Source organism: Candidatus Pseudothioglobus sp. uisw_142, assembly GCF_059512465.1.
This window is the reverse complement of record NZ_CM183452.1, coordinates 598,868-615,631: the sequence shown is the minus strand read 5'-3', so window position 1 is coordinate 615,631 and position 16,764 is coordinate 598,868. Positions and strand designations below refer to the sequence as shown.

General features: G+C 38.5%; 15 protein-coding genes. 6 read left to right on the top strand and 9 right to left on the bottom strand.

Annotated features, from left to right (window positions below; genetic code table 11):
• Positions 1–3: 3 nt before the first annotated feature.
• Genes rpmI through thrS form a run of 3 tightly spaced genes read right to left on the bottom strand, consistent with a single transcriptional unit; the run spans position 4 to position 2,673 of the window.
• Positions 4–201, bottom strand: a complete 198-nt coding sequence (rpmI, locus tag AC5YGB_RS03125) for a 50S ribosomal protein L35 (RefSeq protein WP_082345018.1) — start codon at positions 199–201, stop codon at positions 4–6.
• Complete coding sequence (gene infC, locus AC5YGB_RS03120; protein ID WP_496138008.1) at positions 179–781, bottom strand: translation initiation factor IF-3; 603 nt, start codon at positions 779–781, stop codon at positions 179–181. Before infC ends, rpmI begins: the two co-directional genes overlap by 23 nt.
• Positions 781–2,673 (bottom strand): threonine--tRNA ligase, encoded by a 1,893-nt coding sequence (thrS, locus tag AC5YGB_RS03115; RefSeq protein ID WP_496137788.1) that lies wholly within the window; start codon positions 2,671–2,673, stop codon positions 781–783. Before thrS ends, infC begins: the two co-directional genes overlap by 1 nt.
• A 115-nt stretch (positions 2,674–2,788) precedes the next feature.
• Between thrS and AC5YGB_RS03110 the strand changes: the two genes are divergently transcribed.
• From AC5YGB_RS03110 to AC5YGB_RS03095, 4 genes are all read left to right on the top strand, one after another.
• Positions 2,789–3,961, top strand: a complete 1,173-nt coding sequence (locus AC5YGB_RS03110; protein WP_496137787.1) for an MFS transporter — start codon at positions 2,789–2,791, stop codon at positions 3,959–3,961.
• 101 nt (positions 3,962–4,062) lie between these two features.
• On the top strand, positions 4,063–5,550 hold the full coding sequence (locus AC5YGB_RS03105; protein ID WP_496137786.1) for a DUF1800 family protein: 1,488 nt from the start codon (positions 4,063–4,065) through the stop codon (positions 5,548–5,550).
• A complete protein-coding gene (locus tag AC5YGB_RS03100) occupies positions 5,543–6,694 on the top strand; it encodes a DUF1501 domain-containing protein (protein ID WP_496137785.1) in 1,152 nt (383 codons plus the stop codon). The genes AC5YGB_RS03105 and AC5YGB_RS03100 overlap by 8 nt, the downstream gene beginning before the upstream one ends.
• 62 nt (positions 6,695–6,756) lie before the next feature.
• Positions 6,757–8,343: a thermonuclease family protein gene (locus tag AC5YGB_RS03095; RefSeq protein WP_496137784.1), complete on the top strand. Its 1,587-nt coding sequence runs from the start codon at positions 6,757–6,759 to the stop codon at positions 8,341–8,343.
• A gap of 24 nt (positions 8,344–8,367) precedes the next feature.
• Here the strand turns inward: AC5YGB_RS03095 and recJ are convergent, their stop codons facing one another.
• The 3 genes from recJ to lspA form a co-directional block, all read right to left on the bottom strand.
• On the bottom strand, positions 8,368–10,062 hold the full coding sequence (gene recJ, locus AC5YGB_RS03090; protein ID WP_496137783.1) for a single-stranded-DNA-specific exonuclease RecJ: 1,695 nt from the start codon (positions 10,060–10,062) through the stop codon (positions 8,368–8,370).
• Complete coding sequence (locus tag AC5YGB_RS03085) at positions 10,052–10,612, bottom strand: Lcl domain-containing protein (protein WP_496137782.1); 561 nt, start codon at positions 10,610–10,612, stop codon at positions 10,052–10,054. The genes recJ and AC5YGB_RS03085 overlap by 11 nt, the downstream gene beginning before the upstream one ends.
• A 68-nt stretch (positions 10,613–10,680) precedes the next feature.
• Positions 10,681–11,145, bottom strand: a complete 465-nt coding sequence (lspA, locus tag AC5YGB_RS03080; RefSeq protein ID WP_496137781.1) for a signal peptidase II — start codon at positions 11,143–11,145, stop codon at positions 10,681–10,683.
• A 141-nt stretch (positions 11,146–11,286) separates the two neighbouring features.
• On the opposite strand from lspA, the gene AC5YGB_RS03075 reads away from it, so the two are divergent.
• Positions 11,287–12,072, top strand: coding sequence for an SDR family oxidoreductase (locus AC5YGB_RS03075; RefSeq protein WP_496137780.1), 786 nt, complete (start codon positions 11,287–11,289; stop codon positions 12,070–12,072).
• A 97-nt stretch (positions 12,073–12,169) separates the two neighbouring features.
• The gene (locus AC5YGB_RS03070) at positions 12,170–12,583 is read left to right on the top strand and encodes a glyoxalase (protein ID WP_496137779.1); all 414 of its coding nucleotides are present in this window, start codon (positions 12,170–12,172) and stop codon (positions 12,581–12,583) included.
• Positions 12,584–12,613: 30 nt separating this feature from the next.
• Here the strand turns inward: AC5YGB_RS03070 and AC5YGB_RS03065 are convergent, their stop codons facing one another.
• The 3 genes from AC5YGB_RS03065 to doeB form a co-directional block, all read right to left on the bottom strand.
• On the bottom strand, positions 12,614–14,458 hold the full coding sequence (locus AC5YGB_RS03065; RefSeq protein ID WP_496137778.1) for a SurA N-terminal domain-containing protein: 1,845 nt from the start codon (positions 14,456–14,458) through the stop codon (positions 12,614–12,616).
• Between the two features lie 220 nt (positions 14,459–14,678).
• The gene (locus tag AC5YGB_RS03060; protein ID WP_496137777.1) at positions 14,679–15,710 is read right to left on the bottom strand and encodes a beta-eliminating lyase-related protein; all 1,032 of its coding nucleotides are present in this window, start codon (positions 15,708–15,710) and stop codon (positions 14,679–14,681) included.
• Positions 15,711–15,748: 38 nt separating this feature from the next.
• A complete protein-coding gene (doeB, locus tag AC5YGB_RS03055; RefSeq protein ID WP_496137776.1) occupies positions 15,749–16,738 on the bottom strand; it encodes a N(2)-acetyl-L-2,4-diaminobutanoate deacetylase DoeB in 990 nt (329 codons plus the stop codon).
• Between the last annotated feature and the right edge of the window lie 26 nt (positions 16,739–16,764).

Sequence of the window (16,764 nt, the reverse complement as noted above, 5' to 3'; positions counted from 1 at the left end):
CCTTTAACTGTACGGTAACATTCTTTTAACCATTGGTACATCGACCTTCTCAATGGTGTCAGGTGAACGCAGCGAGCGTTTTCTTGAAGTACTCTTCTTGGTCAAAATATGCCTCAAGTGCGAGTGTTTACTTTTGTAACCGCCACTGGCGGTCTTTTTGAAACGCTTTGCAGCGCCTCTATTGGTCTTTAACTTCGGCATCATTTACTCCTTGACCCTCTTCGGGTTCAACTTTTCGGGCTTGCACCTTACTTTTCTTAGATTTGGGTGCTAGCATCATGCCAAGCTGGCGACCCTCCATTTTTGCCTTCTGTTCAACAGTGGCAAATTCTTCTGTTTCACTTTCAATTCTATCCAGCATCTCCATCCCTAACTCGCGATGCTGAACTTCTCGACCACGAAACCAAATAACTACTTTGACTTTGTCGCCGTTATCAATAAATTTAATCAAGTTTCTAAACTTGATTTGATAATCTGCTTCCTCAGTTCCAGGACGATATTTAATCATCTTGACGTGAGTTTTTTTCTGTTTCTTCTTAGCGTCGCTCTTTTGCTTCTTTAATTCATACTGAAACTTTCCAAAGTCCATCACGCGGCATACTGGCGGATCTGCATTTGGAGAAACTTCTACTAAGTCTAAACCTGCGTTTACTGCTAATTCAAGAGCTTCATCATTACTAAGGACTCCTAATTGCTCTCCCTTGTCATCGATGACTCTGACTTTTGGTGAGCTGATTAATTGATTAATCCTTGTAGTTACCTTATTTGGTCTTTTAATAATTACTCCTGATTTATTAATTCTGTCAAGGTCTCTAGAGACATTGAACCCAAGTCCTCTCCGCCCCTTCGACGAACAGATACTTGGTTATTTTCTTGCTCCCGATCACCAACCACTAAAATGTATGGGTAGCGTTGCATCGAGTGCTCGCGTATTTTAAAGCCTATCTTCTCATTTCGCAAGTCCGAAATGACTCTAAGTCCTTGTTTTTTTAGATTGATCTCGACATTCTTACTATATTCTTCTTGTTTTTGAGAAATATTAAGAATAACTGCCTGGATTGGAGCAAGCCATGATGGAAAGGCTCCCTCATAGTGCTCAATTAAGATTCCAGTAAACCTCTCGATTGATCCGACAATAACTCTGTGAAGCATGACAGGAGTTTGTTTAGAGCCATCTTCAGCTATGTACTGAGCATCGAGGCGCTCAGGCATTGAAAAGTCTGCCTGAATGGTTCCGCACTGCCATTCACGCTCAAGACAATCCTTTAAAACAAACTCAACTTTTGGCCCATAAAAGGCACCTTCACCCTCTTGAAGCTCCCATTCAATTCCTTTTGCATCAAGCGCTTCTGATAGTGAGGCTTCAGCCTGATCCCAGACCTCGTCTGAACCCACACGCTTTTCAGGCCTTGTAGACAACTTAATGTCTATATTTTCAAAGCCAAAGTGTTTATAGACCATAAACGTTAGATCGATAAATTCTGAAACCTCAGATTGAATTTGGTCAATGGTACAAAAAATATGTGCATCATCCTGAACAAAATTACGAACTCGCATGATTCCGTGAAGCGTTCCTGAAGGTTCATTACGGTGGCATGAGCCGAACTCACCAAGCCTAAGCGGCAAATCACGGTAGGATTTAAGCCCTTGCTTATAAATCTGAACATGCCCAGGGCAGTTCATCGGCTTTATGGCGTAATCTCTGTTCTCAGAGTGCGTTGTAAACATTGCATCACCAAACTTATCCCAATGGCCTGACTTTTCCCACATAGATCTATCCATAATTTCTGGAGTATGGACCTCTTGATAGCCATTATCCTTAAAGACCTGACTCATATACTGGACAATGATCTGGTATAGCGTCCAGCCCTTTGGATGCCAAAAAACCATCCCTGGAGCCTCTTCTTGAGTATGAAATAAGTTTTGCGTTTTACCAATTTTTCTGTGGTCTCTTTTTTCAGCTTCCTCAAGTCTATGAAGGTGCGCTGCAAGATCCTCTTTATTCTCCCAAGCTGTTCCATAAACTCTTTGGAGCATCTCATTATTTGAGTCACCTCTCCAATAGGCGCCGGCAAGTTTCATGAGCTTGAAAGCTTTTAACTTACTTGTTGAAGGAACATGTGGGCCTCTACAAAGGTCAACAAAGTCTCCTTGCTTATAAAGAGAGAGAGTCTCATCCGTTGGAATAGACTCAATAATTTCAGCTTTGTAATGCTCACCAATAGATTTAAAGAATTCGACCGCATCATCCCTGCTCATCTCCATTCTCTCTATTGGTAAGTTTTGCTTAACAATAGCGTTCATCTTTTTTTCGATCTTCGCTAAATCCTGTTCAGAGAAACCATCCTTGTAGGCAAAGTCATAATAAAAACCGTTATCGATCACAGGACCGATTGTAACTTGCGCTTTAGGATAGAGCTGCTGTGTAGCCTGTGCCAAAAGGTGGGCAGTTGAATGACGAATCACTTCGAGTGCTTTTTCATCCTTATTGGTGATAATTGCAAGATCACTATCATTTTCAATCATGAAAGAAGTGTCAACCAGCTGGCCATCAATCTCTCCAGCTATTGCAGCCTTAGCGAGGCCAGAGCCAATAGATGAGGCAACTTCTGCAACGCTCAGAGACTGATCATAAGATTTAACTGAGCCATCAGGTAGTGTTACATTAGGCATAACTTCATGATTAAAAATTAAAAAACTCATTTTACCTTGATAGAGCCCATCTCTTTATCAAAATTAAGACTTTAAATATCTTTTAAATGGCACTTTAAAGGTATATTAAGCCGATATGAAAATCAATCGTCAATCCCCAGAATTTTTAATCCTATTAATGACAATTGGCTCTGCCATTAGCTGGGCTGTTTGGCTTAATCTTTTGAATAATTTTGCCATCGAGGAGATTAACTTTACAGGTGCTGAAATGGGAATTCTTCAAAGTGTTAGAGAAATTCCAGGCTTCTTAGCGTTCACTGTGATCTTTGTTTTGGCTTTTATTAGAGAACAGAAACTGGCATACATCTCCTTGGCACTCCTTGGAACAGGAATTGCCATTACAGGGTTCGTAGAGACTAATATGAACTTTTATCTAGCAACAATCATTATGTCGACTGGGTTTCATTATTTTGAAACAATTAATGGCTCGCTAACTCTGCAGTGGATTGAAAAAGATAAGACCGCTGAATTCTTAGGGCGGGTTATTGCAACTCGTTCTGCCGCCTCTATTGTTTCATTCAGTTTTGTATGGCTTTTGTATCAACAATTTCATTTTAGCTATTTGTGGCTGTATTTACTGGGTGGTGGAATATCAGTGATAATCGTTCTTTACTGCTGGCAAAACTTTCCCTTATTCCCTGAAAAGGTCTCTCAAACTAAAAAAATTATTCTTAGAAAGCGCTATTGGCTCTACTATGCACTTCAGTTTATGAGTGGTGCAAGAAGGCAAATCTTTGTCGTTTTTGCAGGATTTTTGATGGTTGAAAAGTTCAATTTTAGTGTCGCTGAAATTTCACTTTTACTTCTTGCAAATGCGGCAATTAATGTCTTTTTTGCACCCAAAATTGGAAGACTTATTCAAAGGTTTGGAGAGCGCAAATCTCTCATATTTGAATACGTTGGGCTCGCCTTTATTTTTATTGGGTACGCCTTTGTTGAGAGTGGTTACTTTGCAGTCTTTCTGTATATTGCGGACCACCTCTTTTTCTCGATTGCCATTGCCCTTAAAACCTATTTTCAGAAGATTGCTGACCCTGCTGACATCGCCTCAAGTGCCGGCGTCTCCTTTACAATCAATCATATCGCTGCGGTCTTTATTCCTGTCATGTTTGGGCTGATCTGGCTTTATTCACCCTCTCTTGTTTTCTTAGCAGGCGCAGGTATGGCCTGCATCTCACTGCTTCTTGCATTTAATATGCCATCGGAACCATCTTCTGGAAATGAGGTTTTATTAGGAAAATTTTCTTAAGTCAGCTTCTAATAAAACTTAGGTTAATTTTTTTTTAAAAAAAATATAATCTAGTTCAAACTGATATACTTTATTCATTATGATTTATTTTGAATTATTTTATGAATGAGCAGTTCAGAATTGCACAAAAATTAGGTCTCATGTTTCGTCCAGAAAATCCATTACCTGAAGACATAAAATCATGGGCAATAAAACAACTCAACGCAAAATCACCTGCATTAGGAGTCAATAACACTAGAGCAAAAAAAATTCAGGAATGGCCAGATCAACTTCAGCCCGACCTGATCACCCGAGATAACCGCTACAGCGAATATAAATATAACAGAAAGAGAGAGGAAATGGATCTGGCGGGCTACTCCTCAGAGGCCGCCAAACAGGACAACCGTAAAAAACACTTGCTTCTTAATACTGATCAATTGAAATTTTCACACAGAAATGTTTTTGGTAACGATCAAATCAAACTCCGATTCTCTTCCTTTTGGACAAATCACTTTACTACCGGAAATATTTGGGACAACCAAAACCATATTGGACACATGATGGAGGAGGCAATCCTTGCAAACCTAAATAATAACTTCTCAGAAATGCTTTACAGGGTCACAACGCACCCATCAATGCTTGTTTATTTAGATAATTGTTGGAGCTGTGGAGAGAGATCTCAAACTGCAATATGGGCTAAGCAAAACGGCGAGCAAGCTGGACTAAATGATAACCTTGGAAGGGAGCTACTCGAGCTTCATACTGTATCTCCCTCTGCAAAATATACTGAGTCTGATATAAGAGGAGCTGCCAATACTCTTTCTGGCTGGGGCATTTGGCCAGGAAGAATATCGGATGATAAAGTGTTATTGTCAATTCCTCAGAGACACCAAAAACTATTAAAGATGGGTGGAACAATTAATTCCTGGGACTTTTTCAAACAAGATCATGCAGAACCTGGTAATAAAAAAGTTTTAGGTAAGGTGATACCTGCTGGTAAGGGAGGGCTAAGAAAGTTAACTGATTTTCTTGCTGCGCACGATCACACAATCAAACATATCTCGTTTAAATTAGCCCAACACTTTGTGAGTGATAACCCAAGTAAAGCTGATTCTGACTTTATTGCTAATGCCTGGAGAAAAAGTAACGGCAGTCTGGATGAAATTCATTCTGCTGTGATTGAACGTGCTATTCAGTCAAAAGAGCCTAAATTTCAATGGCCAATGACTTGGTTATTCCAAGTTGTAAGGCTTAGCGATGCAAGATTTTTCAAGGGTTGGGCTCAATTAGAAAGGTACGATAATTACATAATGGAATCTCGTGAGATTTTTGAGGAGCTTGGCCAGGGTTTTTGGCATGAAAGGCAGCCTGATGGATACTCGAGTGACAAGAAAGAGTGGCTTTCTGGTGAAATGTTTGAGCGCCGCATTCGTTTTTCTGATGCCATTTATAGTGCTGGACGACCTAAATTTAAGGCGGATGATATTATGAATAGAATTGATGCAAGTGTTACAACTCGAAGCCTTGTAGCTAGAGTTGGAATGAGTGAAAAATCAAAATTCATTGCTTTAATGTGTAGTCCTGAAATAATGGGGTTAGAAAATGCCTAAATTAAATTTAACAAGAAGAGAGTTCTTAAAAACTTCTGGAGCCTCATTATTTCTTGCAGGCCTTCCTCTTCCCGGCTTCACAAAAGATAAACCTCCTGGAACAATCTCCGTAATCATGCTTGAAGGTGGAATGGATGGCTTGGCTGCTGTACCTCCGATTGGTGATCCTAATCTCTCTAGAATGAGAAAGGGATTGATCCCTGATAACTACCTAAAACTCAACTCTTTATTTGCGCTGCACCCATCCTTTCAATACTTTGGTGGACTGATGGCTAAAAATAACGCCTCAATTGTTCACGCAACAAACTTCCCATATATCTTAAGATCTCACTTTGAAGGTCAAAACTTAATGCAAGGTGGTGGATTAAGTCCATTTTCGGAATCCACTGGTTGGCTTGGAAGAGCGCTTGATCTTGCTGGACTGCCTGGAAGGTCACTCTCACTGGATATGCCATTGTTATTAAGGGGCACTGATAAAAATGATAACTTTTACCCGGCCAGTGTCCGAAGCTCTGGAAAGCTATCAACTCAACTTATTGATATGATCTCTATGGCTCACTCTAGGGAAGGAGCCTCAGTCTTCAATAAGGTCAGCCAAAAAAGCACTCAAAAGGACTCCATCGTTCCAAGAGACCCAGCCAGTTTAGCTAAATATGCGGGTAAGGCAATGTCTCAAGAAGGTGGTCCCCTGTCCTCCGTTATTAAAGTCACTCAGTTTGATACGCATGCTAGTCAGGGGGCCAATGAGAGTGGCTATCATGGCAGGCAAATGACTTTGATTGATGACATTATTGCAGGATACAGAGAGGGGCTTGGTGATGCCTGGGACAGAAGCATTATTTTGACCTTAACTGAGTTTGGAAGGACGGTCAAAATTAATGGAACCTGGGGGACAGATCATGGATATGGCTCTGCAGGTCTTTTGGCAGGAGGATCAATTACTAAAAGCCGAGTTATTTCTGAATGGCCAGGACTTTCTGAACGTGATCTATTTGACAAAAGGGATCTAATGTCGACCATTGACTATCGATCTGTTTGTGCTGCCTGCATTGAAAATGCTCTCGGACTTGACCATGATCTGATTGCAGATAAGATCTTCTTTACCCCTAAATTACCTCGAGTCTACGACTACATTTTTTCATAAACTCAACTCACATTTTGGAGTGATGTTAATTTGCTAAAAAGCAAAGGAAATTCAAAAATTATATGAAAAAACTATTCCTAATTTTATTTCTGACATTACTTTCTGCAAAAAGCTTTTCAGGGGATTGTCCTGATGGGAGCGATCCGATCAAATCAATTTCTGATGATGGAACATACTTTATTTATAAGTGTGGTGTTAGTTCAAACAATAATAACTCAGCAGCTGACACTTCATCAAATAATGCTTCATCAGTCAAAGCCTCAGAAATAGAGATATATGAAGTTATTTTTCCTTCTGATGTTTTAGAAGTTTTACTTAATAGGATCGTCTCAAAACTGGATTATGATTTTAGTAAGCATAAACTTGCAACAAATATTGAAGATGCAAACTGCAGGTTTAACTTGCAGAGAATTAAGTATGATAAGTTTGAGTCAGGAGAAATTGAAAATTGGAGCATGGCCTCTGGAACAATTAATATCAAGGATGCAAATGTTGATTTTATTAAATCCTCTTGGAGGATGGGCGGACTCTCGCTTGACCCTAGTTATTTTCAAGATGAAACAAATATCAAGCTCACAGTGAATGGTCACTTGGTTGGAAAAATGGCTTACTTCAATAAAATGGTAAAAGAAGGTCAAGTTCCAGTTAATCCTAACTATGTTACTCTCACAAAGAACCAAAGATCTAAATCAGCAATATTCAAAGATAATAAAATAATTGATCAAGCCAAATTTTTTATTGATGTTGAGGATTGGGCTGGAGGCGTATTATTTGTAACCGGCTGTAAGGATGGTAATTTAATACCAAAAAAACCTAAGGTAGTTAAAAAAGTTGCCAAAAAAGTTAAAACTAAAGAAAAAATCACAGACAACAAAACCAAAAAAAATACCTCAACTAATCAAACATCGACCTCTGATTCAGACCCAGTTATATCAAAAGTGGTTGAAGTCACTCATGGAGATAAACTTGTTGTTAATATTGCAGAGCCACATGAACTTGCTGACAACTACATAAAAGTTTCTCTAAAAGATATTGACGCACCTGATGCTACAAAATCATGTCCTAAGCAGATCGAATTTGGAGTCAAGGTAAGGGATTATGTCTCCAATAAACTAAGCGAAGCGTCCTCCATTAAACTCACTAACATTAGGAAAACAAATACCAAGCTTATTTCACAAGTGATTATTGATGGAAAAGATTTAGGTGATGAGCTCGTAGAAATGGGTTACGCATCTGAAGAGTACGGCTTCTGGAAGCCTTACTATTGTAGTGCTTTAACAGCGGTTCAAGCGGGCCAACAACTCTTTGATAAAGACCCTGACATGTCTATCTTCTGGCTTGAGCGCTCATTGATATTAGATCCAGATGGCAGCAACAATACTCTATCAACCTTTCTTCTAAGTCAGCAATATGAAAATAAGGGTGAGGAAAAAATATCTATTGATTATTTAAAAAGATCTGCATCACTAGGGTGGGTCCAAGCAATGGAAGAGCTTGGACAGCAATATCTTATTGGCAGCAGAGTCAATCAAGATAAAAATCAAGGAAAAAAATGGCTTAAAAAGGCTCACGACAAAGGAAGTCAAATTGCTGAGACAATATTCTGCAACTCACTTCCTGTTGCAAAACAAAACTCTTGTAGGTTATAGTCATTGCTCCTCTATAAATTCTAGTTAATAGCTTTCAATTGACTCAATCATTAATTGCAACGATTCATTCCCTCTAAAAGAGTTGACATTGAGTTTATAAGCCACCCTAGCCTTCTTGGAATCGAGCTTTTCTTGAAAAAAAGCGATTCCCTCTAAAACTGAATTTGTGCCTTGTAACTTTAAATTACACTTCAGGTGTTTTTCTCCAACAATTCTTTGCTCCACAAGCTCAAAGTCTCCATAAAAAATGGGCTCTTCAAAACCCTGGCCCCAGGGTGAAGCTTGTCTCAACAGTTCTGCATTCTTGAGGGTTATTTCAGCTGAATCAAGACTACCATCAGTTAGAAGTTCGATGATTGGTTTTTTGCCTTTGAGATGCTTTGTAATCGCTTCAGTAAAGGCGCCCTTGAACTGCTTAAATTTATCTGGATTAATGGTCAAACCTGCGGCCATGGCATGACCACCAAATTTTTCTATGAGTCTTGGATTTTTTCTATCAACAAGGTCTAGCAAGTCTTTGATGTGAACATCTGGAATGGAGCGTATAGAACCCTTTAAAACGCTATCTGCCTTGGCAAATACAGCAGATGGGCACTGATAGGTTTCTTTGAGTTTTCCAGCAACAATACCGACCACTCCCTCGTGCCAAGACTCGTCATAGAGAACGATTGCAAAATCACTCTTATCAATGGCTTGATCTTCAACAATAGCGAGAGCCTCGTCCTGCATACGAGTCTGCTCTTTGCGCCTTTTAATATTAAACTCTTCGAGCGTTTGCGCATACCTTCTCGCATCATTCATATCATCTGATAAGAGGCAACGAATCCCCTGAGAAATATCACTGAGTCTTCCAGCTGCATTTATTCTAGGTGCAACTGTAAATCCAAGGTCAGATGCCTGAAGCGACTCAACTGGTCTTTTTGTTAGCTCAAGGATAGCAAGGATGCCTTTTGAGCAGCGTTTTTCACGAATACGCTTGACTCCCTCATTCACCAGAATTCGATTATTTTGATCGAGTTTTACAACATCTGCAATGGTTCCCAGAGCAACTAGATCAAGAAGCGTTCGAAGGTCTGGATTTTGAATATTATTCTTTTCAAAATAACCTTGTTTTGTGAGATAGGTTTTAAGCGATGAAAACAAATAAAAACAGACCCCAACCCCAGCCAAATTTTTCGATGGAAAATCACACCCTCTTAAATTGGGATTAATAATCGCATTGGCATTGGGAAGGTCATTGGACGGAAGGTGATGATCTGTGATAATAACATCAATATCAAGTGACCTTGCTAGATCTGCCCCTTCGTTACTCGATATGCCGTTATCAACTGTAATAATAAGGTCTGGCTCTTTATCACGCTTTGCCTCTTTTACGATCTCAGGACTGAGGCCGTAACCATGCTTGAACCTATTAGGAACTAAAAAATCTACATGTTTAGCACCCATGAGTCTGAGCGCTTTAATAGCCACTGCACTGGCAGTTGCACCGTCCGCATCGAAATCTCCAACAATCAGGATTTGCTTGTCCTCTAAGAGGCATTTCTCAAGAAGCACTAGTGCGATATTGAGTTGGTCAAAGTTTGGCTTAAGAAGACCGGGAAGCGCCATTGAGAGCTGAGACTCAGAGACGCTTCTGGCTGCATAGATTCTTTTGAGAATTAAGGGTATATCGTCAGAATATGACTCATACAAGGATTGATCGATCTCTCTAGTCAACACTTCTTACAAGTCTTACAAAAGTGTCAATTGTTTTCTCACGTGCCTTTGAGCCGCCATAGAAAAAAGGCACCTCGATGGCTAACTTAGGGCTATTTGTGACTGAATCAGAGGTCCAATAAGTATTCTTCTGAGTGTTGGGAAAAAAGTCTGTATTAATGAGCGTATCGCTCTCACCATAATAGTCAACAATCGTATTTAATTCATCAAGTGATGGAAGGCGCCAATCTGAATAACCACAAAGATTGGCTTTGTTCACATCAGCAATATAGGAAAGTGTATTACAGTTTTTACCCCAATAACAATTCTTACTAAAGGTTCCGTTATCTCTCCCGCTCTCACCATCAAACCAAGTAAAGGTGTTGAGGCTATATTGAACGCCCTCTTCTTCACTCTTGACTTCCCAAACTAGGAATTGCTCATCATCTAAAACGCAAGACCAAGCCTCACTATCTAAAGCTAAAATTTCTCCAGAGTCTGACATCTTGTGCATTTCAGCAATCGCTGAAATGTTCATCAAATAAAGTAAAGGTAATAAAAGAAATTTCTTCATTGGGCTTGAGTGGAATTCATTTATTTAATATTCTACCATTTATGGTGATTCTCAATGCTATTGGAATTTTATTTACTAGTCGATTTTCTCTCAAATATCAGAAGTGCAACACCCGCAAAGATTAAACTGTCTGCTATATTAAAAACGGGCCAGTAGAAACTATTGACATGAACATCAATGAAGTCGATGACAAAACCATACTGCGCTCTATCAATTAAATTCCCTACAGCACCTGAGAGAAGAAGAAACTGTCCGGATAACTTTTGACGATAAATTGAAGGCGTCCTTTGTGTCCAAATCACTATCCAAATAGAAACCAAGATAGAGACAACTAAAAGAAATGACTTTTGCATCATACCGCCGCCTGCCAAGAAACTAAAAGCAGCCCCCGTGTTTTGCAGATAGGTCCAACTAAGGAAAGGATTAACAACGACTGACTGACCTAAATCAAACGAAGACATAAAAATTTGCTTGGTAAATTGATCTGTTAAAACCAATCCAAGAAATAATAGATAGTAGCCTTTGTGCTTCATAAATATCTTCATTAATCGTTAAATTTTAGAGTCCCAGATTGACTTTAAATTAGCATCAACATTTATTAAGTAAACAGCATCTATTTTGTCAATGTGTTTATAATTAAACTCTAACTGTATTATAAATATTATGGAGGTTTCATGGGTTTTTTAACAGGTAAAAAAGCACTCATTGTTGGCGTTGCTTCAAACCGCTCAATCGCTTGGGGAATTGCTGAATCAATGGCAGTAAATGGCTGCGAACTTGCATTTACCTATCAAACTGAGAAACTTAAAGGTCGCGTTGAGAAGTGCGCTGAAATCTGCAACTCATCTATTGTTATTCCTTGTGATGTATCCAGTGATGAACAGATTAATGAAACTTTTGATGAACTCAAAAAATCCTGGGATAGTTTTGACATTTTAATTCATTCAGTTGCTTTTGCAGAAAGAGCTGAGCTCGATGGAAATTATCTTGAGGTCACAACGCGTGAGGGATTTCTCAAGGCGCATGAAATAAGCTCATATAGTTTTACAGCACTAGCAAAATCAGCGATGCCAATGCTTAACGAAAACGGTGCTCTATTAACACTGAGTTACTTGGGAGCCCTAAGAGCGATCCCTAATTACAATGTGATGGGTATTGCTAAGGCTTCTCTTGAGGCCAATGTTAGATATATGGCTGCAGCAATGGGAGCTGAGAAAGGTATTCGCGTCAATGCGGTATCAGCAGGGGCAATCAAAACGCTTGCAGCAAGTGGCATCAAAGGGTTTGGAAAATTACTTGATCATGCTGCTGAGAGCTCGGCTCTTAAACGCAATGTCAGCATTGAGGAAGTCGGCAATGTGGCAGCATTTTTATGCTCAGATCTTGCCTCTGGAGTCACCGGTGAGGTTACCTACGTTGATGCAGGGTATAACTTCTATGAAAAAGGCCCAGATCTTTAACCACTAAAAAAAATATTCTTTGATATTGATAAATTCAGGATTTTTAGTATACTAATGTCCTGTTTTTAGGGTTTATTTTTCTTTTTTAGAGGTAATAATGAGTAATCGATTTCATTTGGCTATTGAGGCTGGAGAACTAAGCAATACTGTTAAATTTTATACCGATGTATTAGGATGTAATCTTGATATGTCTGAAGAGGGTAAATGGCAAGACGTGAATTTTTGGGGGAATGAGCTTACCCTTCATCAGTCAAAGCCTCGAAATAGTGATAGCCTGGAGAGACATAGACATAGTGTAGACATGGGCGATGTCATTGTGCCCCACTTAGGAATTCATTTACCATTAGATGAATATCAAAGAGTTAAAGCCAGTGTTGCCTCTTCTGTAGGTTTTGTAGATAAGCCTTATATCAGATTTGAAGATACAGACTATCAGCAAGAAACTTTCTTCGTTGAAGATCCCAACTTCAATGTTCTTGAGATTAAGAGTATGGTCAAACCTCGAGAATAATAAACCTTTGAAATTTAATTTAAATTAAATCTATAGTAAATCAGAGAACACTCTAATTTCTGCTCCTTCTCTTAACTGCCTTATAAGATTAACAAACATTTCATTGTTCTCCTGGCTCAGATAAAGCGCTGAGATTCCAGTATTTGCAGCCTTCTCAGGCACTCTTACTCCGCTCAAATCAATCACTAAAGACGTTAATTGGTTTGCACTTTGAGCGCTATAGGTGTTTCTCCCTTCTTCAGGTTTTGATAAAGAAAATGAGATTGATGCAACATCATAAGGCAACTCACTAGCCCTTGAAATCCATCCTTCAGAAACCCACTCTAGGTTATTCTCTAAGATTAAATTATTGGCTGATTGCTCATCACCACTTGAGAGTGAAGAAGCGATACTTTCAGCAATGTCTTCAATCACTTCTTTTGCAGTAGTTGTCTTAAGAGCCGACTCAATTTGATCTTCGACCTCAGTTAAATCTCTCTCACGTTCTGACTGCAAATCAGATAAAGCCAAAACAACAAATTTTTCTGAATCGATCTCCATAACCTCAGAGTTCTCACCATCATCGATAACTGAAGGACTAAATGCAGAGGCAACAAATTTTGCATCATACTGACTAGTACCATTACCAAAATAGTCACTACTTTGAAGCTCAAGCCCAAACTGATCTGCGACCATATCTAAAGACTCTTCATAGGATAAATTAATGAACTCCTCTAAAGAGCTAAATAACATCTTTTCTTTCGCATTTTTAATATAAAGTGCTGCTAATTGCTCCTCAACTTCGGTAAAGGCTTGCATTGTTTCAGCTTCTATATCCGTAAGCTTAATGATATGAAAATAACCATAATCAGTAGCAACCACATCACTAACATCGCCAATATTCATTGCAAATGCAGCCTCATCAAATTCAGCGCCCATTAACTCTTTTTCAAAAAATCCAAGATCTCCGCCCTCTTCACTTGAAGAGCTGTCTTCAGACTTCACTTTAGCGAGTTCTGCAAAGTCAGCGCCCTGTTTGATCTGTTCTAAAAGGTCATTAGCTAACTTTTCACTCTCAACTAATATGTGCTGTGCTCTTCTTCTTTCAGGGTTAGTATAGAGATCAGCATTATCATCATAAAGATTTTGAAGATCATCATTAGTTGGACTTTCTGGCTCATCCATGCTGTCTAATGTAAGCTCTACAAAATCCACTTTAACCTTTATACCTTCAATAAAGCTTGATCTATTTTCATTAAAATAATCTGAAATTTGATCCTTAGAGATAGAAACTTGATCCATATAATTATCTGTATTGAGAGCAATATAGGAAATCTCCCTTTGCTGAGATGCGAGATCATTAAGTTGATTAATTTGGATCGATGACATGAAAGCTGAACCACTAAGATTTCTCTTAATTTGTTCACGCGTTAATGATTTTGATTGAGCTAATTCATATCCAGCAGGTGAATAACTGTTAAGCCTTAATAGCTGAGTATATCGATCTTGCGAAAATTCACCATCTACTGAGAATGCTTGATTTAATTCAATGACTGATTTAACCTCATCATCTAGAGTAACAATATCTAGCGAGTTAGCATAATTTTCAATCAGCTTTTCATTAATCATTGAATCTATAAGGGTTTGCTTTATAGCATCATCAATCTCTTGGGTGTAAGCAGCACCTAACTGTTGCTGCAAGTTACGTTGCTGTGTGTTTAATTCTTGGTAATAAATATTAATATCAATGTCTTCTCCATCAACTGTTGCAATGGAGCTATTACCAGAACGACTAACATAATCTTGAATTCCAAACAGAGCAAATGGAACTGTTATTAAACCAACTATGAGATAAGCAACCCAACCTTTTGATTTATTTCTTATTGCACTTAACATAATAATATTTATATCCATGGTGTTGATACTTTTTGGTATCAACCAATTACAATTAACTCAAATTCAATTTGAGGGACCTATCAAGAGTCAAAAATAACTCCGATTTATTTTATTTTTTAGCTATAGAGACCTTATATCAATGCAGATCTTACCTTTTGCTTTGTGAAGCATTATACAAGGCTATGCACTTCATCTATAAAAGTTTTTACACCTTAAAAACTTAGTCATATTTTTGTGATAATTTGTCTAAAAGATTGTTAATATCATTTCGATCAGTATTCCATGCGGTCACAAATCGAACTGCTTTTCCATCAAGCTCCTCTTCATTGATGTCATAACCAGCATTATATAAATAATCAACGACATCCCTAGGAAGGTGAACAAAAACTTCATTAGATTCAGTTGGATACGCTAAATTTATATTTGAAAAGTCATTTAAGCCCTTACTTAATATCTTTGCCATTTCATTTGCATGACTCGCATTTCGAATCCATACATCATTGGAGACATAGGCATTAAGCTGAGATGAAATGAAACGCATTTTTGATAGGAGCTGGCCAGATCTTTTATGAAGAAATGGAAAATTACCAACCATCTCAGGTTTAAAAAATATGATTGCTTCTGCAGCCAGGCAGCCATTTTTAGTGCCACCCAAAGTTAGGACATCAACTCCAGACTTCCATGTCATCTCTGCCGGGCTTACGCCAAGAGATACCAGGCCATTTGCGAACCGCGCGCCATCCATATGGACACTCATCTTATACTTATGGGCTATTTTTGATATTTCTTGAATTTCATCTAATTGATAAACTGTCCCTGTTTCACAAGATTGAGTAATACTGACAACTGAAGGTTGTGTCACATGAACATTACCAGACCCTCTAACAATCTCGTCAAGCTCTTTAGCATTAATTCTTCCATTACTACTTCTCATTGGATTCAGCTTAGCACCTCCCGTAAAAAGCTCAGGTGCTCCGCACTCATCAGTATTAATATGAGAGAGCTCATGACAGTAGATTTTTCCATAAACAGGTGCTAATGCTGATAATGCTAATGCATTTGAAGCAGTCCCTGAAACTGTTAAAAAAACCTCAATATTAGTTTCAAAGACCTCAGATAATTTTTCTTTGAGTCTAGATGACCATTCATCGTCACCATATGATTCTGAAATACCTGAATTAGCCTCAATGACAGCATCCATGACCTCAGGGCATGCACTCGTCACATTGTCTGATGCAAATAAAGCATTCATTTTTTTTTCCAAAATAAAGTTAATAACATACTATAAAGCTACCTTGGAACCGCAACAACGCCAAGAAAGTCTCCATTGACGACTAAACCTGGATAATGTCTTCCAGTGTAAATACCGTCAACTCCGGCGAAATATTCAATAGGGGCAACTCCTGTTCTTTCTATGTTGTGAACTTTTGCAACAAGTTGCCCTTCTTTAACTGAATCGCCCAAATCAACACAATGTTCTACAAGTCCAGATGTCTCACTAAAAATATAGCACCTTTGATCGGGCATATCTAAATTAAGCGTTTCAGAAATCTCTAGATCTCCTTCACAAATGCCAGTATGTCTTAACAAATTACGAATTCCTTTTTTTGCAATTTCAACCGTATAAGCCGAAGTTGACCCACCACCACCAAGTTCTGTACTAATAAAAACTTTCCCCATATTTTCAGCAGCAGTATCATACATATTGACAGCATCTATCTCTAGAAGCATCACTGAATGAGGCGCATTAAAAGCATTCATTGCCTCAATACAACGCGATTGTTGTTCTTTATCATCAAGAACATGAGCACAACAAAAAGGTAAAAAATCTAATGTCTTTCCACCAGAATGAAAGTCAACTACAAAATCGGCGAGGGGTAGGAGTGTTCGGTAAAAGTAATCAGCTATCTTTTCAGTAAAAGTTCCTTCAGGGTTTCCAGGGAAAACGCGATTCATATTTCCACCATCAATTGGAGATGTTCTTTTTGCAGCCTGAAAAGCTGGATAATTCATTCCTGGAATAATAATAACTCTTCCTTGAACGTCTTCAGAATTTATATTATTTGCCAAATCAAATAAAGCTACTGGCCCTTCATATTCATCGCCATGATTTGCACCTGTAAAAAGAATTGTTGGTCCATCACCATTTTTTACAACTGTTATTGGAATTACTATTGAGCCCCAGGCAGAATTATCATGAGAATGAGGAAGCTTTAGAAAACCATGTTGAACGCCATCTTTTTCAAAATCGACAGTTGTACTAATTGGAGAGTCTTTCATGAGATTGTATTAATCAAAAAAAACTA

What these genes read in the sequence shown, in the direction of transcription:
- AC5YGB_RS03085 (WP_496137782.1), bottom strand. Translation starts at nt 10,612, where the DNA reads ATGAAGAAATTTCTTTTATTACCTTTACTTTATTTGATGAACATTTCA.
- rpmI (WP_082345018.1), bottom strand. Translation starts at nt 201, where the DNA reads ATGCCGAAGTTAAAGACCAATAGAGGCGCTGCAAAGCGTTTCAAAAAG.
- AC5YGB_RS03060 (WP_496137777.1), bottom strand. Translation starts at nt 15,710, where the DNA reads ATGAATGCTTTATTTGCATCAGACAATGTGACGAGTGCATGCCCTGAG.
- AC5YGB_RS03065 (WP_496137778.1), bottom strand. Translation starts at nt 14,458, where the DNA reads ATGTTAAGTGCAATAAGAAATAAATCAAAAGGTTGGGTTGCTTATCTC.
- AC5YGB_RS03110 (WP_496137787.1), top strand. Translation starts at nt 2,789, where the DNA reads ATGAAAATCAATCGTCAATCCCCAGAATTTTTAATCCTATTAATGACA.
- lspA (WP_496137781.1), bottom strand. Translation starts at nt 11,145, where the DNA reads ATGAAGCACAAAGGCTACTATCTATTATTTCTTGGATTGGTTTTAACA.
- AC5YGB_RS03070 (WP_496137779.1), top strand. Translation starts at nt 12,170, where the DNA reads ATGAGTAATCGATTTCATTTGGCTATTGAGGCTGGAGAACTAAGCAAT.
- thrS (WP_496137788.1), bottom strand. Translation starts at nt 2,673, where the DNA reads ATGCCTAATGTAACACTACCTGATGGCTCAGTTAAATCTTATGATCAG.
- doeB (WP_496137776.1), bottom strand. Translation starts at nt 16,738, where the DNA reads ATGAAAGACTCTCCAATTAGTACAACTGTCGATTTTGAAAAAGATGGC.
- AC5YGB_RS03075 (WP_496137780.1), top strand. Translation starts at nt 11,287, where the DNA reads ATGGGTTTTTTAACAGGTAAAAAAGCACTCATTGTTGGCGTTGCTTCA.
- AC5YGB_RS03100 (WP_496137785.1), top strand. Translation starts at nt 5,543, where the DNA reads ATGCCTAAATTAAATTTAACAAGAAGAGAGTTCTTAAAAACTTCTGGA.
- AC5YGB_RS03095 (WP_496137784.1), top strand. Translation starts at nt 6,757, where the DNA reads ATGAAAAAACTATTCCTAATTTTATTTCTGACATTACTTTCTGCAAAA.
- AC5YGB_RS03105 (WP_496137786.1), top strand. Translation starts at nt 4,063, where the DNA reads ATGAATGAGCAGTTCAGAATTGCACAAAAATTAGGTCTCATGTTTCGT.